Annotated in this window: 20 protein-coding genes and 1 pseudogene; 12 read left to right on the top strand and 9 right to left on the bottom strand. The window is 53.1% G+C overall.

Going from position 1 to position 21,341, the window contains the following annotated elements:
* The 5 genes from QPL98_RS18820 to QPL98_RS18800 form a co-directional block, all read left to right on the top strand.
* On the top strand, positions 1–407 hold a 407-nt coding region (locus QPL98_RS18820), incomplete at its 5' end, for a tyrosine-type recombinase/integrase (RefSeq protein ID WP_303293799.1).
* A gap of 223 nt (positions 408–630) precedes the next feature.
* The gene (gene istA, locus QPL98_RS18815) at positions 631–2,172 is read left to right on the top strand and encodes an IS21 family transposase (RefSeq protein WP_104417653.1); all 1,542 of its coding nucleotides are present in this window, start codon (positions 631–633) and stop codon (positions 2,170–2,172) included.
* 10 nt (positions 2,173–2,182) lie between these two features.
* Positions 2,183–2,923, top strand: a complete 741-nt coding sequence (gene istB / locus QPL98_RS18810) for an IS21-like element helper ATPase IstB (RefSeq protein ID WP_303293798.1) — start codon at positions 2,183–2,185, stop codon at positions 2,921–2,923.
* A gap of 536 nt (positions 2,924–3,459) precedes the next feature.
* Positions 3,460–3,663, top strand: coding sequence for a hypothetical protein (locus QPL98_RS18805; protein ID WP_303293797.1), 204 nt, complete (start codon positions 3,460–3,462; stop codon positions 3,661–3,663).
* 4 nt (positions 3,664–3,667) lie between these two features.
* Positions 3,668–4,252 carry a hypothetical protein gene (locus QPL98_RS18800; RefSeq protein WP_303293796.1) on the top strand — a complete coding sequence of 195 codons (585 nt, stop codon included), beginning with the start codon at positions 3,668–3,670 and terminating at the stop codon, positions 4,250–4,252.
* 206 nt (positions 4,253–4,458) lie between these two features.
* Here the strand turns inward: QPL98_RS18800 and QPL98_RS18795 are convergent, their stop codons facing one another.
* Positions 4,459–5,442 carry an SAVED domain-containing protein gene (locus tag QPL98_RS18795; RefSeq protein ID WP_303293795.1) on the bottom strand — a complete coding sequence of 328 codons (984 nt, stop codon included), beginning with the start codon at positions 5,440–5,442 and terminating at the stop codon, positions 4,459–4,461.
* A gap of 291 nt (positions 5,443–5,733) precedes the next feature.
* Between QPL98_RS18795 and QPL98_RS18790 the strand changes: the two genes are divergently transcribed.
* The gene (locus QPL98_RS18790) at positions 5,734–7,287 is read left to right on the top strand and encodes a cyclic GMP-AMP synthase DncV-like nucleotidyltransferase (RefSeq protein ID WP_303293794.1); all 1,554 of its coding nucleotides are present in this window, start codon (positions 5,734–5,736) and stop codon (positions 7,285–7,287) included.
* 225 nt (positions 7,288–7,512) lie between these two features.
* Here the strand turns inward: QPL98_RS18790 and QPL98_RS18785 are convergent, their stop codons facing one another.
* Positions 7,513–8,040, bottom strand: a complete 528-nt coding sequence (locus tag QPL98_RS18785) for a YgjV family protein (protein WP_228224736.1) — start codon at positions 8,038–8,040, stop codon at positions 7,513–7,515.
* A 185-nt stretch (positions 8,041–8,225) separates the two neighbouring features.
* Between QPL98_RS18785 and QPL98_RS18780 the strand changes: the two genes are divergently transcribed.
* A complete protein-coding gene (locus QPL98_RS18780; protein ID WP_228224737.1) occupies positions 8,226–9,185 on the top strand; it encodes a LysR family transcriptional regulator in 960 nt (319 codons plus the stop codon).
* Between the two features lie 235 nt (positions 9,186–9,420).
* Here QPL98_RS18780 and QPL98_RS18775 read toward each other — a convergent pair whose 3' ends face one another.
* Positions 9,421–10,731, bottom strand: a complete 1,311-nt coding sequence (locus tag QPL98_RS18775; RefSeq protein ID WP_153740621.1) for an MFS transporter — start codon at positions 10,729–10,731, stop codon at positions 9,421–9,423.
* A 150-nt stretch (positions 10,732–10,881) separates the two neighbouring features.
* Here QPL98_RS18775 and dmeF point away from each other — a divergent pair, with 150 nt between their 5' ends.
* Positions 10,882–11,811, top strand: a complete 930-nt coding sequence (gene dmeF / locus QPL98_RS18770; RefSeq protein WP_153740609.1) for a CDF family Co(II)/Ni(II) efflux transporter DmeF — start codon at positions 10,882–10,884, stop codon at positions 11,809–11,811.
* 31 nt (positions 11,812–11,842) lie between these two features.
* On the opposite strand, the gene QPL98_RS18765 is transcribed toward dmeF, so the two are convergent.
* Entirely contained in the window at positions 11,843–12,121 is a 279-nt protein-coding gene (locus QPL98_RS18765) for a metal-sensing transcriptional repressor (protein ID WP_153740610.1), read from the bottom strand.
* Between the two features lie 512 nt (positions 12,122–12,633).
* Between QPL98_RS18765 and QPL98_RS18760 the strand changes: the two genes are divergently transcribed.
* From QPL98_RS18760 to QPL98_RS18745, 4 genes are all read left to right on the top strand, one after another.
* Positions 12,634–13,368 carry a HupE/UreJ family protein gene (locus QPL98_RS18760; RefSeq protein WP_248237236.1) on the top strand — a complete coding sequence of 245 codons (735 nt, stop codon included), beginning with the start codon at positions 12,634–12,636 and terminating at the stop codon, positions 13,366–13,368.
* Between the two features lie 15 nt (positions 13,369–13,383).
* The gene (locus QPL98_RS18755) at positions 13,384–14,079 is read left to right on the top strand and encodes a hypothetical protein (protein WP_153740613.1); all 696 of its coding nucleotides are present in this window, start codon (positions 13,384–13,386) and stop codon (positions 14,077–14,079) included.
* Between the two features lie 494 nt (positions 14,080–14,573).
* Positions 14,574–15,179, top strand: coding sequence for a DUF6088 family protein (locus QPL98_RS18750; RefSeq protein WP_199453032.1), 606 nt, complete (start codon positions 14,574–14,576; stop codon positions 15,177–15,179).
* Positions 15,172–16,182, top strand: a complete 1,011-nt coding sequence (locus tag QPL98_RS18745; protein ID WP_303293793.1) for a nucleotidyl transferase AbiEii/AbiGii toxin family protein — start codon at positions 15,172–15,174, stop codon at positions 16,180–16,182. Before QPL98_RS18750 ends, QPL98_RS18745 begins: the two co-directional genes overlap by 8 nt.
* A gap of 544 nt (positions 16,183–16,726) precedes the next feature.
* Here the strand turns inward: QPL98_RS18745 and QPL98_RS18740 are convergent.
* The 5 genes and pseudogenes from QPL98_RS18740 to QPL98_RS18720 form a co-directional block, all read right to left on the bottom strand.
* Positions 16,727–17,500, bottom strand: coding sequence for a TonB-dependent siderophore receptor (locus tag QPL98_RS18740; RefSeq protein ID WP_023008775.1), 774 nt, complete (start codon positions 17,498–17,500; stop codon positions 16,727–16,729).
* A pseudogene (locus QPL98_RS18735) lies at positions 17,472–17,921 on the bottom strand (transposase); the annotation flags it as partial. The gene QPL98_RS18740 and the pseudogene QPL98_RS18735, both read right to left, overlap by 29 nt.
* A 46-nt stretch (positions 17,922–17,967) precedes the next feature.
* The gene (locus tag QPL98_RS18730; protein WP_100690258.1) at positions 17,968–18,438 is read right to left on the bottom strand and encodes a hypothetical protein; all 471 of its coding nucleotides are present in this window, start codon (positions 18,436–18,438) and stop codon (positions 17,968–17,970) included.
* Between the two features lie 1,515 nt (positions 18,439–19,953).
* On the bottom strand, positions 19,954–20,418 hold the full coding sequence (locus QPL98_RS18725) for a hypothetical protein (protein ID WP_034733587.1): 465 nt from the start codon (positions 20,416–20,418) through the stop codon (positions 19,954–19,956).
* Positions 20,419–20,845: 427 nt separating this feature from the next.
* A complete protein-coding gene (locus QPL98_RS18720; protein ID WP_303293792.1) occupies positions 20,846–21,169 on the bottom strand; it encodes a DUF6678 family protein in 324 nt (107 codons plus the stop codon).
* Between the last annotated feature and the right edge of the window lie 172 nt (positions 21,170–21,341).

The raw sequence follows: 21,341 nt of genomic DNA, 5'->3' as shown, positions 1-21,341 counted from the left end.
TGGGGAAATCAGGCAGCCTGCCAGGGTGGCAGCTTTGCCGTGGAATCAGTGGCAGCTTTCGCGTGGAATGGGTGGCAGGCTTCGTCTGGAATCAGTGGCAACCTTGGTCTGGAATACGCAAGATAACCAAAAAGACCCGCGAATCGGTCGAAGCGTGGATCGAATTGCGCGGACTCTCAGGAATGGATTATTTGTGGCCGAGCCGGATGCGAAAGTTTGACCACATCACTACTCATCAATACGCCCGTCTCGTCAAAAAGTGGATAACCAGCATTGGACTTGATCCCTCAGTCTACGCAACCCATTCAATGAGACGTAGCAAAGCGACATTGATCTACAAGAAGACCAAAAATCTTCGAGCCGTACAGTTGCTATTGGGACACACTGCATATTCCGGCCCATCATGAACACCCATTCCGGGCGAACGTGAACACCAATTCTGGTTTAACGTGAACAGTCATTCTGGTCGAAGATGAACACTTTTCCGGGTTTTCCGGAATCGGTGTTCACGATGCCGGAATCAGCGTTCACATTCCCGGAAACGGTGTTCACGTTCAACCGGAATCCTTCTTAACGCATTGTTTATTCGACCGTTTGCTACTCTGATTCCTTTTTCTGGGGAGCGGAGTTGTGCCAGCAAAGAGAATTCCAATGCGTAAAATCAGAGAGGTGCTTCGCCTGAGGCTGGAAGCCGGGCTCTCGATCCGGCAGATCAGCGCCAGCACCAAGACCAGTGTCGGGGCCATCCAGAAGCTGTTGGCCCGGGCCGATGCCCTGAACATCAACTGGCCGTTGCCCGAGGATCTGGACGATGGCCGCCTAGCGGCCCTGTTCTATCCCGGTGCCGATCCCACTACATCCACTCGCTACCAGGTGCCTGACTGGGCCACCGTTCATCAGGAACTCAAGCGTAAAGGGATGACCAAGCAGTTGTTGTGGGAGGAGTACACGGGCCAGTATCCCAACCGCTGTTACAGCTACTCCCAGTACTGTGACCGTTACCGGCACTGGCTGAAGCAGCAGAAGCGCTCCATGCGCCAGACCCATAAGGCTGGGGAGAAGTGCTTCGTGGATTACTGCGGCCCGACCGTGCCGATCATCAACCCGCAGACCGGTGAGGTACGCACTGCTCAGGTGTTCGTGGCAGTGCTCGGTGCCTCCAACTACACCTACGCTGAAGCTACCTGGAGCCAGGGGTTGCGAGACTGGCTATCCAGTCACATGCGTACCTTCGAGTACTTCGGCGGCATTCCGGAGATGGTTGTGCCAGACAACCTGCGCAGCGGTGTCAGCAAGGCCTGTCGGTACGATCCGGAGCTGAATCCCAGCTACCAGCAACTGGCCGAGCACTATCAGGTGGCCATTCTCCCGGCCAGGCCCTACAAGCCCAAGGACAAATCGAAGGCGGAGGTCGGCGTGCAAATCGTGGAGCGTTGGATCCTGGCCCGGTTGCGTCACCACACCTTCTTCACTCTCGCCGAAGCCAACCAGTGCATCCGGTCACTGCTTGAAGAGCTGAACAGCCGCCCGTTCCGGCGGCTGCCGGGTAACCGGCAAACAGCCTTCGAGACACTGGATCAGCCCGCCCTGCGTCCCTTGCCGAAACAGCCCTATGAATACGTTGAGATCCGGCGTTGCCGGGTCAATATCGATTACCACATCGAGTTCGACCAGCATCATTACTCGGTACCGCACCAGTACGTGGGCGAGCAGGTGGAAGTCCAGGCCAGCGATCATTTGGTGCAGGTCCACTTCCGGCAACGCCAGGTGGCAAGTCACCCACGGCGTCACAGGCCGGGCACCACCACCGAAGCCGGTCATATGCCTGCCCGGCATCGAAAACAGCAGCAGTGGACCCCGGGGCGTCTCAAGAACTGGGCCCGGGACATCGGGCCAGACACGCTGATCTGGGTCAGTGATCGACTGGCTGAGCGGGAACACCCGGAGCAGGCCTACCGGGTCTGTCTCGGGTTGCTCAACCTGACTCGGGAGTACCCCAGCCAACGCCTGAATGCCGGCTGCCGCATCGCCAATCGGGAAGGTCTGAACCGGCTGAAGCACATCAAAGCCATTCTCCGGAGCAACCGGGACAAGCTGCCGGAGCAGTTGCCCCTGAACGCCGAACTCCCTCAACACCACGAGAATATCCGTGGCCCGAAGAGCTTCCACTAGGACATCACCCATGAGCACAACACAGACCCTGGCACGACTGAAAGACCTGAAGTTAGGCGGCATGGCTGCCGCCCTGGAACACCAACAAAACCAGCTGGGCACCTACGACGAACTGCCGTTCGCGGAGCGCCTGGAACTGCTGCTTGACCGAGAGTTCCAGACCCGAGAGCACCGGAAACAGGACCGCCTGGTACGCCAGGCCCGCTTCAAGCTCCGTGCCTCGATCCAGGACATCGACTACCAGCACCCCCGCAACCTGAAGAAAGCTCAGGTGGCCCAGCTGGCTCAGACCGACTGGCTGGAGCGTGGCCAGAACCTGTTGATCACCGGCCCCTGCGGCAGCGGGAAAACCTACCTGGGCTGTGCGCTTGGCAACCAGGCCTGCCTGAACGGCCTCAGCACCCGGTATTACCGAATCTCCCGGTTACTACTGGAGCTGACTCAGGCCAAAGCTGACGGCACCTACCAGAAGACGCTGAACCAGCTGGCCAAAGTGAAGTTGCTGATCCTGGATGACTGGGGACTCGAAGCCCTGAAACCGGCACACCGGAACGATCTGATGGAGATCATGGATGACCGTCACGGCACGCACTCAACCATGATCATCAGCCAACTGCCTACGGATCAGTGGTATGCCGCCATCGGCGATAACACTCTGGCTGACGCCATCCTAGACAGGCTAATGCACAACGCCCATCGCTGGGCTCTGAAAGGAGAATCGATGAGAAAACGACTTCAGGAAATTGACTGAACGTGAACACCCGGAGTAAAAACTCCGGTGGGTGATGCGTTAAGAAAAATGGTGTTCACGTTCAACCGGTATGGGCGTTCACGTTCGCCGGAATACGCAGACACACAAATATGTCGAGCACCGTGCGATACCTTGGTGTCGAAGTCGAGGATGCTCTGGAGATAGCTGAAAGTATTGAGATCTAACCGCTTAACTAGGCTCTTTGATTCCTGGATGCCGCAGAGGCTGCCAGCTCCAGTTGATGATCACCCGCGAGTTTCGATCTGGATCCTTCAGTCGTAAACAAAAGCGGACATTTGCCCAAATGCAAGCTCTTCAAGGCGCGAGCAGCGCTATGACGGCCGCCGGCCCAGAGAAGAAGCTTTGAAGAGTCGTTGTTATTGGGGATGTGAATCAGGTTTGGGCGCGGGGAGGCGGCGCTGGAATTTAATAAGAATGCCAACTAATTAGGTTTATAGTTAATTTTACAAGACGCAGTTAATCACTGGTATCAGGTCAGAGATGGCTAGAGAATGAAAAGCGAAACGGATCTTCGAATGAGCTACGTCGAATTTTCTTGGGAATACGATTTTCCAGAATTTATAGAAAAAATTTTGGAGGATGACTACATTACCCGGCCGGAATGCTATGACGAAGCCTCTCTGAAACGTATTGCGGCATTGTTACTGCTTGACCCTGAACCAGAAGTTGGGCTTTTGCTGTCTCTGGCAGTGACTAGTAAAAAACCTATTGGAAGCTAATGCTATGAATCGCCTCACAATTCGATGTTTATTTATTGCTTTTTTGGTAACAAATGGCCAAGTTCAAGCTGAGCCGCTTAATGAGGATGAGCTATCAAACCTTCCGGAAAGCACGAGAGATGTAATTCTGCTTAATAGAGAGGTTGTCGAAAATGGAGGCCAGGGAATAAAAGCCATATCGTTTAAAGATGCTGATTACAAATTCGCTATCACATCAATATACGATGGTCGAGACGAAGACCCGCCAATCCATATGGCATTGGTCTCGTCGAGTGACAATGGAGCGAGTATCGCCTTCAAAATAAATAGAAATTGTTCAGTTATGACTCGAAACGAGGATCTAATCAGTAAGGTAATTCGTGTTGACGACCAAAATGTCTCTGTATTCTTTGGTTGCGGCGCTGATCCAAGCAGCCCTAGCGAAACGCAGGAGGTATATACATTTAAAACTAGTACGGGTCTGAGATACGTGCTCGATCGATTAAAAGAACATCCTTATGTATTTGTGGATTTTGGCGGCGGACGGGTTCCTTTCGCTACGGATGGTTTCAACACCGCTTGGCAGCGTGCGGACTCACCAGTCTTGTAGATTCAAGCTACATGCCTAAATAGTGCGTCAACGGGATTGGTTTTCCGCTGGCGCTCCAAACCAACCCGTTACGCGGGCGTTTTATTCCCAAATCTGAAAGTACGCGTTGCGACCAAGGCCGCGGCCCGGAACTCGGAATATAAGCGACTGCCCGCATGTGTCGCGACATAGCGATTCTGGCTTGGCCCAATATATCGGTTGTTGCTTCAGTGGATCTCGTATTTGCCGGGTCCTCTGATTTGCAGGCACCAGGTGTGTCGGCTTCCTAGGGGCTGACTGCGTTCGTAGTGATGGATACAAACACCGGGGATGTGACTCTGACGAAGGGCCTGCCCCACCCGGAACACGAAGGACGATTGAGCGGTGATGAACAGGTGAAGCTTTTCCAGGTGCGGGAAACGTTTGATCAGTGTGTTCATGTAATCCACTACCGCTTTGATCAGTCGCCGCTGCTTATGCTCCGAGCACAGCTGGTCGAGGCCCACCTTTCCGTTCGAAAAATTAATCGAGAAAATCGGAATGTTCGGAAACTTAAGGCTCATGTCTGGGCGATCCATCGGTATGCTGAACTCCAGACAAAGTCCTGCCTCGGTGCCTGACTGCGGCGTCTCTGGCAGCTGCGTTGATTGAAGCAGTATGCCGTTGTCCGGCTCTTCATTGTCATGCCAAACCCCCGAGGATCGATCGTAGTCTCGGATGTGGATCTTGTTCTGATTGCCCCATTCAAAGCCCGCGAGCACAACCATGGGAACTGCTGCGATACCACCGTACATCGGCAGGTAATTATTTGGCCCGGAACCGTGGGTGATCTTGTCCTTAGCCTCAGACATCTTTGCTTCAAGAATTCTCAGGTGCCTCTTGGGTGATTTGTTCCGGCCGTCGATGAGCACCATTTCTTCTCGAACACCGGAATACTGTGCTGGCAGGTCTTTCAAAATCCCACGAATTTGGGAGGTTTCGTAGCTAAGGTGCTCGATGCAAACAATGCGCTTACTGCTCTGAGATCGATGATGAGCGACAAATAAGAAGATCGCGATGATGAAGCAAGCGAATGCTCCCAACGCCAATAAGATTTGGATCCAAAACGCTGGTTCACTTGAAGAGATGCTGCCATCGACCACGATGTCGGTTCCGGGAACCGGAATCGAAACCACGCCCCAGGCCCAAAACGAACCGACCAGCGCCAGCATCAATCCGACTCCGAAGCCTACGATTTTCACTCCCGCGCTGAGGTTTGTTGGCCGAAGGCTAAAAAGAATGGAGATCCAGCTCAGGATTGACTCACCCCAACTTCTCCTTTTCATAGGCTTGCTCATTCTTTCTGTCAAAAATTTATTCAGTTTGTCGCATCATATTCGTACAACTTTCTGATTACTAATGTATTGGAGAAAAAGATTTACAACGAAGATTTGTAACACCTTGTATCTGTCGCCTGCGTCCCCAGATCATAAGAATGCCCACTGAGCCTAGAGGTCTCGCCCTTGAATAACCTGCCTTCCTCTCCGATTAATGACATCCTTGAACAAACCTGTGCCGCCATCGATATCCCCCGAAGTAAAGCGGAAGAAGCCAAGTCCCGCTATGAATCGGTCGGTACCTGGCTCCAACGTGACGCATCCCAGCTTCGCAGCTATGACCCCAAAGTGTACCCGCAAGGATCGTTTGAATTGGGGACCGTGATCAAGCCGATGACGGACGCGGATGAGTACGACATCGACATCGTCTGCGCTCTGGATAACACGCCATCGGTCTGGGCCCAGCGGGATCTGAAATACCATGTGGGCAAGGAAGTTAAGGATTACGCCAAGGCGCAGTCGTTAAATGAGCGTCCGGAGGAAGGCAAGCGTTGCTGGACCCTGCACTATGCCAATCAGGCTCGCTTTCACCTCGACGTCCTTCCGGCTAAGCCCGATGCCCAGGGTATGCGGGCCATGCTTGAACGTCGGAATTATAGCGACGTCGATCAGACTGAACACGCCATCAGCATCACTGACCAAACTCACAACGACTACGAGACCCCCTTCGGGCAATGGCCGAAGAGTAATCCAAAGGGGTACGCCAACTGGTTTCGGGAGCAAATGAAGACCGCCTACCAGAATCGGCGAATGGTCGTCGCAGAGGCCCGCAAGACGAATGTCGAGGATATTTCCGACTACGACATCAAGACTCCCCTCCAACAGGCGATCCAGCTTCTCAAGCGCCACCGAGACAAGATGTTTCTCGACAACGGCAACGTCGATGACAAGCCGATCTCCATCATCATCACTACCCTAGCTGCGAAAGCATACAACAACGAGAGCACGGTCGAGCAGGCTCTGCGATCAATCCTGAATCACATGGAGGATCACATCCAGATATCCGGATCCACTTACGTTATCCGGAACCCGGTCAATCCAGCGGAGAATTTCGCCGACAAATGGCCGTATCATCCCGAGCGACGGGATGCGTTCTTCGATTGGCTGGAAAAGGCGAGACAGGATTTTGGCCAGGTTCTGAATGCTCAGGACTTTGCAGCTCAGGTGGCGGCACTTGAGGCGCTGTTGGGGCAGCGTGTTGTGACTGAGGCCCAGGTGCGTCGGGACTATCAGAGCGGTGGGAATCTTGAACGGATTCTTGAAAGCGTTAACCCTAAGAACATCCTCAAAGTACCCCACGCCGAGAAACCGCCTTTTCCGGTCGCAACGCAATCCGGAGCTGAAGTGGTTATCAAAGCAAAAATTGGCAAGACTACACCGACTACGGCACTCTCAAGCGACGGACCAGCTGTCCCGAAATACCATAAAATAGACTTTGAGGCTGATCTACGTAACATTCTAGATTACGACATTATAAAGTGGCAGACCGTAAACACGGGCGTTTATGCAGCCTTGAAGAACGACTTGAGAGGTGAAATCGCATCTGGCACAACTATTGGCACTGGCAGACGCCATCAAGAGCGAACGGCCTACAGGGGTTCCCACTGGGTTTGTTGCTATGTGATGAGGGGTCGTGTTTGTGTCGCCAAGAGCGCCCCGTTCATCGTCAATATCCAGTAAAAGGGTAACCTTGCGCGACAGTCATAGAGTTTGGCGTTTTCCCCAATCTGGCGCTTAAGACGGGTGAGCGATGCGCTGCGAGAGCTTCCGTACCCTCTGAATGTTCGCTTTGCGACCAGCCCGAGCTAGAGAAACATCTTCCTTTACAGGAATCACGCGAGGTGTTCTGGTTCTATGCGGAGCGCGAACATCTTGATTTAATGGTGGGATGCCCTTCAAAGGCCGTCAATCGACCACATCGAGATACCGCTTCCCCGTTATGTAAATGCGATAGATTGTAATTGCATTGGTTACTAGCACGAGGGCTTCAGCCAACGTGCCACCCACCGATCCAGCGATGATGTGACTGGCCATCCACGACAGCGCCGCCAGGCCAAGGAACACCCGCATCGGGATGCCGCGGAGCAAAAACATCCCAACGGTACCCAGAACCATCGCGATGATTGCCGGCAAATCCGACCAGCTCTGCCAAGTCAGCACAGACGCCAGACCGCTGACCACCAAAATAGCCGCCATCACCGATATATTTCGAGGGTAATAATGTGCAAGGCAAATTCGGGCGATTACCAGCAAGGAAAGTGCCGCAGCGGTCCAGCTTCCAAAAAATGCGAATTGCAGTGCAAAGGCCACGTTCGCGGAGAGCAGCAGGACAAACAAACGCTCGTCTTGCTTGCTCGAAAATGCCAGAACGCAGAGAACAAGAGAGATTAGGCCGAAAACTTGACCGGCCAATGTGCAGTAATTGTCATACATGGCATTCGTGCTCTTCGAGGTTATCCGCCAAGCTTGTTAGAACCGCTGATTCTGACCGACAGCGAAAAGACTGCTGTATTTCATGCGTTTGTAGCTATGCTAATGTTTGCGATTGGGCAATGTAATTCCATAAACGTGCATACTTTCTTTGCAGAAACGCACGAGAAATAGATCGACTTCGACTGATGGGATTTGAAATGACACGCGGTCACCTTACCTGGAATGACTTTAAAATCGTCATGGCGATAGCAAACGCTGGTTCATTGTCTGGTGCGGCTCGCTCACTAGAAGTAAATCACGCAACAGTATTTCGTCGACTTGGAGACATTGAACGGCGGCTTGGCGTTGCCCTGTTTGAAAGAAGCCGCAAGGGATACAAGCCTTCTTTGGCGGGAGAAGAGCTCGCCAACACTGCCAGAATCATGGATGAGGCGGCTCATTCCGCAGAACGTAAGGTGGCAGGGCGTGACCTGCGGCCGAGCGGGGAAATATGGGTTACGACGACAGACTCTCTATTAATGGGGTTACTGGCACCTCTATTCAAAGAGTTTTGCAATCGCTATCCGAATATAGTGTTGGACGTCGCAGTTGCGAATGAGATGCTTAACCTGACACGCAGGGAAGCCGATGTAGGCATCCGGCCAGTGAACCGCCCTCCAGAGAATCTTATTGGTAGGCGGCTTGCCACTGTCGGTCAGGCCATATTTGGCCATCGCAACCTGGGTTTGGACAAAGGCCAGTCCATCGACTTTCTCTCCCAGCAACCATGGATAGGTGCAGGACCTCGACTACAGGACTCCGTACTTGAACAATGGATGGCTCAGAAGAACTTGGCAGATGCATGCGTATTCAGAGTAGATACGCTGGTTGGTCTACTTAGTGCTGTGAATGAAGGCCTGGGGCTGGCAGCGCTTCCATGTTATCTGGCGGAAACCTGTCCTGATATCGTTCAACTATCAGACCCTATTCCAGAACTGAACTATGACCTTTGGCTGCTTGTGCACCCGGATCTTCGAGGTGTCGTAAGGATTCATGCATTAATGGATTTTGTGACAGAAGCAATTCGGGAAAATGGTCACCGTTTGGCAGGGACCGCGTTGACTCGCTCGGCAATCCCCCCAAAAAACTTCGGAGATCAGAAGTAGAATTGACCTCAAGCTGCCTCGGAGGCAGACTTTCTATGAGGCAGTGATGCTTGCGGACAAACGTTCGCTTTGCGACCAGGGCACACTCGGAGCTCAGCTAAACAAAAGCGAACGTTCGCAGCATCCCAAATTTCTGGATTTAATTCCCCCGAGTTGCCTAAGAAACGCCCCTGCATTCCCCCCCCCATTCCAGAGGTGGCGGCCATTGAAGTTTTCTAAGCGGTGACTGCAAAACTCAATCTGGCCATTTGGGATGCAAGCTATCAATGACGTAGTTGTGACTGTGGACACTGGAGTTGAAATCACTTGCGATATGAGGGTGGTCACTTGGAAGATCGTCGTGGTGGTGCGAACGTTCTGACGGATCAACAGATGGCCATAACTTCACGGCAAGGATCAGCCCGCCGAGAGCAAACCCCAGAAGTATCAATAGAGTGATGGTCATTCCCGCAGAAGAGCCCAGCCAACCAGCTAATGGATACGCGATCAGCCATCCGGCATGCGATAAAGAGAACTGGGCAGCGAACAGAGCTGGCCTATCTTCAGCATGCGACGACCGCGTAAGGACCCTGCCTATGGGCGTTTGAACGGTGGAAAAACCAACGCCTAGCCATGCCCAAACGGGTAACAGCCATTCCAGAGAGCCTACCGGCAGCGCAAGAACCAACCCGGCAACCAGAATCCCACCTCCTGTGAGCATGACTTGCCGGTCCTGCCAGCGTTTCAATAAAGCTGGCAACGCCAATGCCGCCAACATGGAACCGCCACCAAACGCGGCAAAAGCCATAGCCGTATGCTGGTCGGTAAGGCCGAATTGTCCCTGCACCAGGACAACCGTATTCACGATCACCATGGCTCCCGCAAGACTGACAACTAGGTTCAGTGACATCACCCCGCGCAGGCGAGGAGTTGCCATGAAAATTCTGAATCCGGCCCGTGCGCGATCATAAACGCCGCGACGTTTTTCTGATTTGGCCCCGGAGGGCAAAGCAACGGACACCACCAGCAAGGCTGATGCGATAAAACCGATTACCGTGCCCGAGAACAATGCCTGCCAGCTGGTGGCAAGCAGAATCAACGCCGCGAGCGCAGGGCTGATGAGGTTTTCCAGATCGTAAGCCAATCGGGAAAGCGACAGCGCCTTGGTGTAATCGTCTTCATTTGGAAGAGTCTCCGGAATCGTAGACTGGAAGGTTGGTGTAAAGGCCGCCGAGGCGGACTGAAGGACCGCGATTAGCACGTACACTTCCCACACTTCGGTGACGAAAGGCAAAGCCAGCGCCGTCGCCGCTCGAATCACATCCAGAGAGACCAGCAGAGCACGACGGGGTATGTTCTCCGCCAGAGCTGATGCCAGGGGGGCTAGCAAGACATAAGCGACCATCTTGATAGCCATGGCGGTGCCGAGCACCTGTCCCGCCTCGTCTCCGGCCAGATCGAATGCCAGCAGACTCAAGGCCACCGTAGCCAGCCCCGTACCCAGCAATGCAACGACCTGGGCCAGAAACAAATGGCGATAGGTTCGGTGCTTCAGAATCTCAAGCATGGCTTCACCAGTGACAGCATAAGAAGCAGAAAGGTTGTGGTAGAAATCTGACTCCAGTAGCATTCCATGCTATCCCCCCAGGGGGGATAGGTCAAAAGTGAGATTTTGCCTACAGGTCTACCAACCATCAGTCTTGCCGGGAACACTGTTATGCACCATGAACGACTCGACCATTGGCAACATAATCACGTGTTTGGTCAGGATCAGAAGCGCTCTGGCGAAACCCGCACACTCATCGTGGTGGGCCTGACACTGGCGATGATGGTCTGGGAAATTCTGGCCGGAATCGTTTATGGCTCCATGGCGTTGCTGGCCGATGGCCTGCATATGGGGTCCCACGCAGTGGCTCTGGGCATTGCGGCCTTCGCCTACGCGTATGCCAGGAAAAACGCGGGCAACGACCGTTTCTCTTTCGGAACAGGAAAGGTCAACGCGCTGGGTGGCTTTACCGGTGCAATCCTGCTGGCTGCCTTTGCGCTCTACATGGTCATCGAGAGCGTGGGGCGTTTTATCCAGCCCGTCGCCATTTCTTTCGATGGGGCTATTTTTGTGGCCATAATTGGCCTGGTGGTCAACGGGGTGTCAGCTTGGATACTGGGGGATGCAGGCCATGATCATGGTCACAGTCACGGCCATGATCACGGTCACCACCATCATCACCATGACCACAACCGCCGGGCCGCTTACCTGCATGTACTTGCGGATGCGCTGACGTCAGTCCTTGCTATTGTTGCTCTTCTGGCGGGTAAATATGCCGGGTGGAACTGGATGGACCCGATGATGGGGATTATCGGTGCGATTCTGGTAACCCGTTGGTCCTGGCATCTGCTGAAAGACACCTCAAAGGTCCTCCTCGACGAGCAACATCAGGACATGGAGGAAGCTGTTAAACAGGCCGTCGAAGACGACGATGCCAAAGTCAGTGATCTGCATGTGTGGGCGATAGGCCCAAACATTCATGCGGCTATTGTCTCAGTGGTCTCGCATCAGCCCGAGTCGCCTACAGTCTATAAGGAGCGCATTCAGGCACACTGCCAGTCCCTGGTTCACGTGACGGTGGAGCCTCTCCGGTGTGATTAACGGGGAGAGCGCAGGTTGAAAAGCAATCAGGTCAGAGATACCGGGCAATTGCCTTGAATTCATCGACACGCCGCTGCTGGTCTGGCTCCAGCGGCCCGATAGCATCGTCGAGGCAATGCTCAATGTGGTCCTGTACTAGCACGCGTTTGGCCTGTTGAATGGCCTTTTCCACGGCGTGAAGTTGCTGGGCCAGTTCCAGGCAGGGTTTTCCCTGATCAATCATGCCAATCACGCTTTCCAGATGGCCGTTAGCCCGCTTAAGACGTTTGATAATGTTCGGGTGAGATTGATGCGTGTGATCATTTACCATGTTTAATTCCTATCCCCCATGGGGGGATGGTATCCTCTGTTTTCGTTGAAATCCAACCACAGACTCGACGCATTAGATTGATGATTTCGGCCATTCACCAGAGAAAACTGCTTCCGACGCTCGTCATGCTCTTGGCATTGGCGGGCCTGTCACTGTCGGTGATTGGCGAGTCATTCTCTCACGGTGTGGCCAACTTGGCAGGCGAGTGGGAATCGCAGTCTGACGGCCATCCAGCCAATCATGGTGCGCATGGACACACCCACGATTTTGACAAAGAGCCAGAGACATCATCAATGCATCATGATGCTGGCAATCATACCCACGAGACCGTGGACCACCTCAGGGTTCCGTTTGTTTCCCAAAGCCTGACCGTTCTCCGGCAGCCCGTACCCTTTGCCGGAGGTTCTCCCCGCAGTTTGCGTTATCGGCTTGAACGCCCTCCAAAAGCCTCCCTTTCCACTTGATTCTTGCCGCTTACGCGGCCCGAGAAAACAAATTCGATTGGAGTCTTTATGTTGTCAAGCTTGCCTGGCCGATGCCGTGGTGTGTCCTCAACGGGCACAGGCAATCGTCTACTCTGGATATTTCTAACTTTGGGCTTGCTGGGTCTGAGTACCGATGTACTCGCTCATGCCGTCGCCCAGGGCGACAAGGGGTACATCCAGGAAATTACCGGGATAAACCTTATTTCGTTCATCTATCTGGGGGCCAAACACATGGTCACCGGATATGACCACCTGCTGTTCCTGCTGGGTGTCATTTTCTTCCTCTACCAGATGAAGCACATCGCGATCTACGTGAGCCTGTTTGCCTTGGGGCATTCCACCACGATGCTGCTGGGGGTTTACTTCAACGTGGGCATCAATAGTTACATCATTGATGCGATTATCGGTCTGTCCATCGTCTACAAGGCACTGGACAACATCGGTGCCTATCAGCGGTGGTTTGGTTTCCAGCCCAACACCAAAGCCGCCACGTTGATTTTCGGGTTCTTCCATGGCTTTGGTCTGTCCACCAAGATCATCGAATACGACATCTCACAGGACGGCCTGATTCCGAACCTCCTCGCCTTCAATGTGGGCGTGGAAATCGGACAATTGATCGCCCTGGCCATGATCCTGATTGTCATCAGCTTCTGGCGAAAAACCGACGGATTTTTCCGCCATGCCTACACCGCCAACGTGGCCATGATGAGTGCAGGTTTTCTGCTCTTTGCCTATCAGCTCACCGGTTACTTCGTCGCCTGATTCTGGAGATTTTTTATGTACAACACCGATATTCCCAACCGTGAAGAACTGCCCAGCACTGCCAAGCTGGTTCGATCAACCATCATTGCGGCAATTGTGGCGTTGGTTCTGCTTGTAACCGTGGTCATGCCCGCCGAGTATGCCCTGGACCCAACCGGCGCAGGTCGCCTTTTGGGCCTGACTGAAATGGGCGAAATCAAGGAGCAGCTCGCCGAAGAGGCTGCTGCTGACGAGGCTGCTCAGATGGTTGCTGTTCAATCCTCAACTGAGCGAGAGGCCCCGGAAGTCAAAGAGCCTGTCGTGGCTGAAGCCGTTGAGGAGCCAGCTCCCTCACCTGAAGCAGAGGTTGCACCTGCCGAGCCAGAACCTGCGCCTGCACCAGAAGTTGTGGAACCGCAGTGGCAGGATGAAGTGCGCGTGGTTCTCACACCGGGAGAAGGCACAGAGTTCAAACTTACTATGGAGGAAGGCGCTACAGCCCGATTCTCCTGGGTATCAGAGGGTGGCCCGATCAACTTCGATACCCATGGTGATGGAAGTGGTCAGTCAATTTCCTACGAAAAAGGCCGGGGCGTGCCTGAAGACGAGGGCGAGTTGGAAGCAGCCTTTACCGGCAATCACGGCTGGTTCTTCAGAAATCGGAACGACAACGACATCACTCTGGTACTGCGTACTGGAGGAGACTACGGTCAGTTGAAGAAAATGTTGTGATTAACCATTAGATAAACGTAGCAACATCCAGCCCCGCGTGCTCACGGGGCTGGATGTCTTTTCAGCAGCTAAATGGTGCTTGGGGACTCATCCGCAGGGTTAACTTCCAAGCTTGTACCGAGCGCCGTGGGAGGCTAGGAATGTGGTCGCAATAAGGTGCGTCTGAATGTTCGCTTTGCGACCATAGCTTGCGTTTGTACCTCCGCCAATCGCTGGGCCGCCCACTCCATAGTTATGCTGCTTGAGTTCGACACGTTCTTTTAGCCCGGAAGCCAGCCGGAATTCCCGATGGTGTCAGTACTACCTAGCAAAGAAGGTGGGCACTCTTCAGCACCAACGGCCGGCTAAACTATGAGCTCAAGAACACAGCAAGATATCGTCATCAAGCTAATGCGCATGTCGTGTCGCAGTCGTTGTAGGCAAGCGCCGATTATATTTTGAACTATGTCAGAAAAAATGGTAGTTTTTCTGACATCTGTTTAAAGGTGAATGCCATGTCCGTTACAGAGTCTATTCAGCGCCAGATCGCCAAAGTTCCGCAAGGTGAACCTTTTACCAACAGCCGTTTCCTGAGGCTGGGGTCGCGTGCTGCTGTCGACAAAGCCCTGTCCAGGCTCGTAGAAGAAGGCGCTATCCAACGGGTCGCACGGGGTGTTTTCGTCCGCCCCAAAAAAAGCCGGTTTGTCGGCAATGTCATGCCGGATGTTTCACGCGTGGTCGAGGTGATCGCGAGGGACCATGGAGAGACCGTTCAGGTCCATGGGGCGGAAGCGGCTCGCCGCTTCAAGCTCAGTACTCAGATGCCAACGACGCCGGTCTACTACACCAATGGACCTACACGTGAAATTCGCATCGGAAACCTTAAGGTGAAGCTCATGCACACCAGCAGTCAGAGGAAGCTTCAGCATGCAGGCAAAAAGCCGGGTTTGGCCCTCTCCGCGCTTTGGTATCTGGGTAAAAACAATATCAGCACCGAGGTAGTGAAGCGGATCCAGGAAAGACTGAGCGAAGAAGAGTTCGAGACGCTGCTTTCCTCACGTATGCCAGCGTGGATGAGCGAGGCGTTCAGGCAATATGAGACAGGGCGTGCCCGTGGCTGAGCAGGTGTTTCTCGACCTGTCCGCAGAAGAACAAAGCGATATCCTTCAAACTGTTGCGCCTCAACTGGCTCGCGGAGCCTCGGTGCTGGAGAAGGATATATGGGTCTGCTGGACCTTGCAGGCTCTGTTCTCCATGCCTGGAACGCATCCGATGGCTTTCAAAGGAGGTACATCACTCTCCAAGGTATACGGTGTCATTGATCGCTTTTCCGAGGACGTTGATATCACGTTGGATTACCGGGCCTTCGATGAGGGCTTTGATCCTTTCGCGGAGGGGGTGAGTCGGACCAAAACCAAGCAGTTCAGTGACCGACTGAAAAGTTATGTCCTGGCCTATGCGACCGAAGTGGTTGTTCCATACCTCGAAAGTGAGCTGGCCAAATTGCCAACGGCTGAGCAGCATACCGTTGAGTTGGACGATGGCGGTGAAAAGATCTGGGTCACTTACCCATCGGTTGTAGAGGGTACGGACGAATACATCCGTTCCCAGGTACTCATTGAGCTGGGTGGCAGGAACGTTATCGATCCCAACGAAACTCATACAGTCTCCCCGTACATCGCCGAGCTAACGCAAGGCCTGGTCTATCCGAGCAGTGAGGTCGTGGTTCTATCTCCGGAACGGACCTTCTGGGAGAAAGTCACGCTCATACATGTCGAATGCAACAGGGGCAAGCATAGGGAGAGTGCTGAAAGGCTTTCCAGGCATTGGTACGACTTGGTCATGCTTTCAGCACATCCTGCCGGTCAGTCAGCCGTTGAAAACCGGGAACTGTTTGAGGAGGTTGTCCGACACAAGAAAGTTTTCTTTCATACGGGCTACGCGAACTATGACGCATGTCTGGATGGGCGGCTGAAGCTATTGCCGGAGACGGATACTCTGGAAAGCTTGCGTGCTGATTATGAAAAAATGGTGGGTGCGGGCATGATGTACTCAACACCTCCGAGCTTTGGGGAAATTATCGATTCAATCCGGTACCTTGAAAGACGCGTTAACAGCTGGTGAGCGTCGTTGTGCCCGCCAATTTACTGATCAGCCAGTGAACGCCGAGCACTGTCAGGGCACCATTTGGGCACAAACCAAAAAAAAAGGACCTGCGCTCTCACGCAAGTCCTTGATATTCATGGCGCGCCCGATAGGATTCGAACCTATGACCTTTGCCTCCGGAGTGCACAGATTCTGGTCGGGGCTGAACGGCATAATAGGGGCTGATTCGAGACTGTTCAAGCAGATACAGTAAGAAGACCTGATTGCATGAAGCCCTTATCCTGAGCGGTTTTCACCGATTAACGCCATTTTTGGGCACAGATGTGTCTGGAATGGATTGACCAAATTCGGACACTTCGACCTTTGTTCCGCGCATCAGTATTTCGATGAAACGCCATTGTCGCACGCTTTTGAGCGACTTCAAATTGTCGGGTTTGAGTTGTCCCATTGAGGACATTATTACTCACCTATCAACGAGCTGACTTCATATCTGCGTCGATGGCTCACGGCAGACTTATCTGTCGGCCATGAGCTACAGATATCAGCAGGGGCTTGTTACCACTTAAAAGTCGTAGCTCAGTGACAAGCGAAGGTTGCGTGGTGCGCCCCACCAGGCCTGGCTATAAAATCCGACCTGATCGTGGTACTCCTTGTCTAACACGTTGTTCAGGTTCAGTTGAGCACTGATATCAGGAGTAAAGTCGTAACGGGCCATCAGGTCTATCACGGAGTAACTGCCCTGGGTAACACGTGTTGTGCCTGCCGGTCCTCGAGTATCCCGGTAGATGTCACTCTGCCAGCGCAGGCCTCCGCCAAGGCGAAGCGGACGCCAGTTACCGGTAAATTGATAGCTGGTAAACAGTTTGGCTTGCCGGTGAGGGTGTGTGGTATTCATGCGATCCCCATCTGCATTTTTCGGATTTGCCAGAGTAAAGCTGGCATTGAGGTTCCAGCCCGGCGCCAATTGCCCAACCAGCTCGGTTTCAAGCCCTTCAACGGTGGCGCCATCGGCGGCCCGATACGCCTGGGTGTCCGGGCGACCGCTCACCGTTTCACCCGGAATGGCTTCACCCAGGCCGTCCTGTTCACTCCTGAAAACGGCCACGTTCATGTCCAGCGCATCCGCCAGCGTCGCTTTCAAGCCCAGCTCATAGTTGCGGCCGGTGATAGGATCAAGCAGAGAGCCGTTTGTGGAACGTACGTTCTGAGTCTGAAAAATTTCGGTATAGCTGACATAGCCACTGAACCGGTGATCAAAGTCATATATCAGCCCGGCATAAGGTGTGAGTTCATCGCTGTAGGAATATTTCCTTGAGCACCTGGATCCGGGTTTCATCAGCTTGCAGGTAATTACTGCCATTCTGGGTTTCCCGCATCAGGGTCATCAGCGGTTTGAACACGTCGTTCAGGCGGATGATCCAGTGCGCCATGCTGGTTCGGCTGACTTCGTGTCCCAGGCGCTTGAGCATTTGCTCCTGGCGGTACAAGGGCAGGCCGTCGGCGTATTTGGAGGTAATCAGGTAAGCCCGCAGTGACGGTGTCGCAATGCATTTGCCCAGTGGGTGGGCTGAGCGCGGTGCAGCCACAATATGCTCCTGGCCACCCTGCTCGAAGACGGCTTTTTCCTGCCAGTATTCCAGCACCTTCAACTGTGCGGGAATGTACTCCAGCTCTTCTTTCACCTTGGTCGCAAAGCGGACATTCAGATTTCGGAATAACGCCAACAGCACGCGCGGCTGCGGAATGAAGGCGAAGCCGCAATGTAGTAGCCGTCGCCGTGACTGTTTTTGTTAGGAGTAAACTTCACTGCACAAAAACTTTTGACAAAAGGTTCTGATCAATTTTTTCAATAGCGCCCTCTATTGTTGGCGCTGGTAGTAATCTGTCCCAACTCCATCGATAAGTCCCCAGTACTTTATTTTCTTTTCTATCGCGAATAGAAGCTGCAATTAATTGGATTCTTTCTTGTATTGGCTGGTACGCGAGAATGAGTTCATATCGGTAATTAGACTGACTCACATTTTTATGAACAATACTCCCACTGTTAGTATTCTCTACAACAGCTCTCCCAGTCTCTTCTGTGCTTAAAGCTACCCGATATCCTTTCGACTCCAGAATCATCCTTAATTCAATACTGATAAGGAGAGGATCTGCCTGCAAGTTCACGAATAAATCTTTCGGCCCATCGGCTTCTTGGGACACCATTGATTTGTTTACGCCACAACCAACTAATATTAACGAAAAAAATACGACTAAAATTATTCGAAATCCCATTTCTGCTCCTTTGCCTCTTATTGAGGAGTAATGGCAGCCCAGTACCCCAAATTACTGGGACGCTCCCATGCGGACAAGCCTTCCATCGTGTTGAATGCACCAATCGTTCACAACTTTTGCACAGTTCAGCATTGCCTCTGGGGGATAGTGCCGAACTGTATCCCCATACCGTATTTCATTTGGGTAAACGGAACCTCCCGACAACTCTGATTCAAGCAATGTTCCGATTGTGCCATTTCCCGTGTCTGGCATTGCCATTTTTGATCGCAGGGTAGATGCCTTCCCAGAAGAGATCAAAGTGCAAGAGCTAACCTCCGTGAGTAATGCAGAGAGATCATGGGATAGCTTCTTTAACTCCTTCGATGTATACCCGGTGCGTTCGAGAAGTGCTTTTAAACTGATTTCACATGACAAACAGCTCAAGTACAAAACCGTTCGACCAGCCTCGTCCATTTCGAAACCGTTGTGGAACGTCGATTCGGCTGCCTCGATGAGCCTCTTTGCGAACTCAAAGCTGTAAAGCACGACCAACCTCCTAACGCTGTTGTTCAGCGGCAGCCTTGGCAGAGCGAAGCGGCGACAAGGCTGTCCGGTGGAGGGCCACAAGGCCCGAAACGAACTGGAACTAATTGTTATGCCTTGAGGGCAAACATCAGAACGAATATGGCTACGAAAAGAGTCAAACTCAGGCCGTTTAACGCTGCAAAGCATACCGACCTGTATTTTTGCGGATTCTTCCGGAACAAAAGTAGCTCGACAGCTGGCCATAGAAAGTAAACCAAGTTAACGACTGCGAGAACCACCAAGTCAGCTATTAGGGCACCAGCGATTTTATTGAGAATGTTATCCGCAGTCGCGAGGCCAAGGCTGTACGAGGTCATTAACAACAGGACCTGGCCAGCAACCAGACAACCCAAGAACCTCAGGTTGTACTCTAACCGTTTGCTATTCCACCACTTGAAAGCGGGCAAACTTGCATCCTTGGCACTCCCAAAGAAAAATCTACTGCTCAATTCCATTTTCTCTCCTAGGCATAACGCTGAGGTAACCGGCGCCGGAGCGCAGCGGAGGGAACCAAAAGCGGTACGCTTTTGGCGTCCGGTTGACCGCCTGGTTAATGGCCGTTCACCGCCGTGGTTGAGCCTGACACCCAGGCCGCATGCCCTCTCCCGGACAGCTTGCACCAACTCGACGGATGGCGAAAGGAACCAGAAAGCAAAGGCTACCCGCCCGATTACCGTTTGAGACGGACGGCCCCACAACTGGGGCACACCATGAATACCAACACCGCTGACCACTGTGGCAACCAAACCAGACAGCGAATTTTCCGGCCTTGGCGATCACCAGAGTGGGCGGGCTTTGCAGCCAATCTTGATGCCAAGGCCTTTGCACCGGACCAGCCAAAAACCCACAAATGCCTGGCCGTTAACGCTTCGCGTAACCGGCGGCCGGAAGTGGCAGAGCGAAGCGGCGCCACTTTTGGCTGTCCGTGTTCACGCGATTGTTAGCCAGTGTTCAGCCATTTGACGGTCGCACCTCCACAAGCTCTATGTATAGCAGCGGCCTACTTGAAGCCAACGTATCCACTTTGGTGGCCGCGATTTTACCGGTGTATTTTACTTGCTGCCCTATTGAAACGTCCTGCCATTCTTCGGCATCCGCTGGCGTGGAATAGTACATAACCCGGGCAGCCTTCATGCCTGGTTCAATCAACGCAAAGCTTTCATTGAAATAAAGTCGCTCATCTCGAACAGCTCGAACGGTGCCTACCCATTCGACCTCACCTGCCAAGGCGTCCGACAATTGACTAAGATACGATGCGCGATCCTGAGCAGCCGCTAGTTCGGCAGAGGCGCAGTCCATTAAAGACATAAACACGTGAAAGTCAGAGCGCCATGCTTTGTGCGCGTTCAAGCACGAGTCGCTTGCGCTCGCCAGGGAGCAGAATAGGAGCGCAAAAATCACGAATAATGTCCGCATCGGTTTCTCCTGGACGGCTAACGCCGCGCACAACGGCGCCCTGACAAGGGCGTCCGGCGGCCGCAGGCCGCGTATTGATGCGCCTGGTTAAGGGCCGTTCACCCGATTACTTATTTGGGCACCCAAAGTCGAATGCCCACTCCCGACACCTTGCACCAGGCTGACCCATGGCGCCAGGAATCAGAACACCAAATGGACGGAAGCTGACCAATGAATGCGCCGGATTGTCCCGCGACCTGAGCACCGAATTACCGGCCAAAACAATTGCCAGACTGAGGGCTGTGTTCTGCCTGCCGGCAACCGCTGAAATAGCAGCCAAACACCAAACCCAAGAACACTGGAGCCAGGCCTTTAACGCCCGCAGCATGCGCGGCTTTGGAATGGAGGCGAAGCCGCAATGGAAAAGACGTCGCCGTGCCTGCGATTGTTAGAGCCTCCGATACCCAATCACTCGCACAGAGGTCTCGTAAACTTCAATTTCAAACCCAATGTGACGGCAAATCTCTACAACCTCGGCTAAGGTTAGCCCTTCATCTTCAGTTCTTGGCTGCATTTTGCACCACTCTATAAATTTGTGCTCACCTAGGCGGAAGTGATAGGTCCAATCGCCGTCCCAGCCATCCGGAGGATAGACAAAACCATTAGTGGCCTGAGTTTTCCAGTAGGGAGCCCTTTGGCCATAGCCAGACATTATTTTCTGTAGCTCATTCCACTTGGTGTTATTGGCAAAACCCACAAGTTGCTGATTCATCATTAGCTCTAACGCCGCAATCACGCGCTTGTCGCGTGCATTGCCTTGTTGTCTGATTTTTGTAGGGACGCACGATGAATGGCGTCAATGTGGACCAAGGCGCTATCAACGTACTCGAACCCACATTCATACCCATCGAAGGCCACGAAAAGATCTGTGCCAGCAAGAACTA

It is taken from the genome of Marinobacter sp. ST-43, from assembly GCF_030541085.1.
Lineage (GTDB): Bacteria > Pseudomonadota > Gammaproteobacteria > Pseudomonadales > Oleiphilaceae > Marinobacter > Marinobacter nauticus.
The sequence above is the reverse complement of the archived record's forward strand: the minus strand, read 5'-3'. Positions and strand labels throughout refer to the sequence as shown.

Excerpts from the sequence above, each read along its gene's own strand:
- istB (WP_303293798.1), top strand. The coding sequence starts at position 2,183 with ATGAGCACAACACAGACCCTGGCACGACTGAAAGACCTGAAGTTAGGC.
- QPL98_RS18805 (WP_303293797.1), top strand. The coding sequence starts at position 3,460 with ATGAGCTACGTCGAATTTTCTTGGGAATACGATTTTCCAGAATTTATA.
- QPL98_RS18800 (WP_303293796.1), top strand. The coding sequence starts at position 3,668 with ATGAATCGCCTCACAATTCGATGTTTATTTATTGCTTTTTTGGTAACA.
- QPL98_RS18795 (WP_303293795.1), bottom strand. The coding sequence starts at position 5,442 with ATGCTGGCGCTGGTCGGTTCGTTTTGGGCCTGGGGCGTGGTTTCGATT.
- QPL98_RS18785 (WP_228224736.1), bottom strand. The coding sequence starts at position 8,040 with ATGTATGACAATTACTGCACATTGGCCGGTCAAGTTTTCGGCCTAATC.
- QPL98_RS18780 (WP_228224737.1), top strand. The coding sequence starts at position 8,226 with ATGGGATTTGAAATGACACGCGGTCACCTTACCTGGAATGACTTTAAA.
- QPL98_RS18775 (WP_153740621.1), bottom strand. The coding sequence starts at position 10,731 with ATGCTTGAGATTCTGAAGCACCGAACCTATCGCCATTTGTTTCTGGCC.
- dmeF (WP_153740609.1), top strand. The coding sequence starts at position 10,882 with ATGCACCATGAACGACTCGACCATTGGCAACATAATCACGTGTTTGGT.
- QPL98_RS18765 (WP_153740610.1), bottom strand. The coding sequence starts at position 12,121 with ATGGTAAATGATCACACGCATCAATCTCACCCGAACATTATCAAACGT.
- QPL98_RS18760 (WP_248237236.1), top strand. The coding sequence starts at position 12,634 with ATGTTGTCAAGCTTGCCTGGCCGATGCCGTGGTGTGTCCTCAACGGGC.
- QPL98_RS18755 (WP_153740613.1), top strand. The coding sequence starts at position 13,384 with ATGTACAACACCGATATTCCCAACCGTGAAGAACTGCCCAGCACTGCC.
- QPL98_RS18750 (WP_199453032.1), top strand. The coding sequence starts at position 14,574 with ATGTCCGTTACAGAGTCTATTCAGCGCCAGATCGCCAAAGTTCCGCAA.
- QPL98_RS18740 (WP_023008775.1), bottom strand. The coding sequence starts at position 17,500 with ATGAAACCCGGATCCAGGTGCTCAAGGAAATATTCCTACAGCGATGAA.
- QPL98_RS18730 (WP_100690258.1), bottom strand. The coding sequence starts at position 18,438 with ATGGGATTTCGAATAATTTTAGTCGTATTTTTTTCGTTAATATTAGTT.
- QPL98_RS18725 (WP_034733587.1), bottom strand. The coding sequence starts at position 20,418 with ATGCGGACATTATTCGTGATTTTTGCGCTCCTATTCTGCTCCCTGGCG.
- QPL98_RS18720 (WP_303293792.1), bottom strand. The coding sequence starts at position 21,169 with ATGAATCAGCAACTTGTGGGTTTTGCCAATAACACCAAGTGGAATGAG.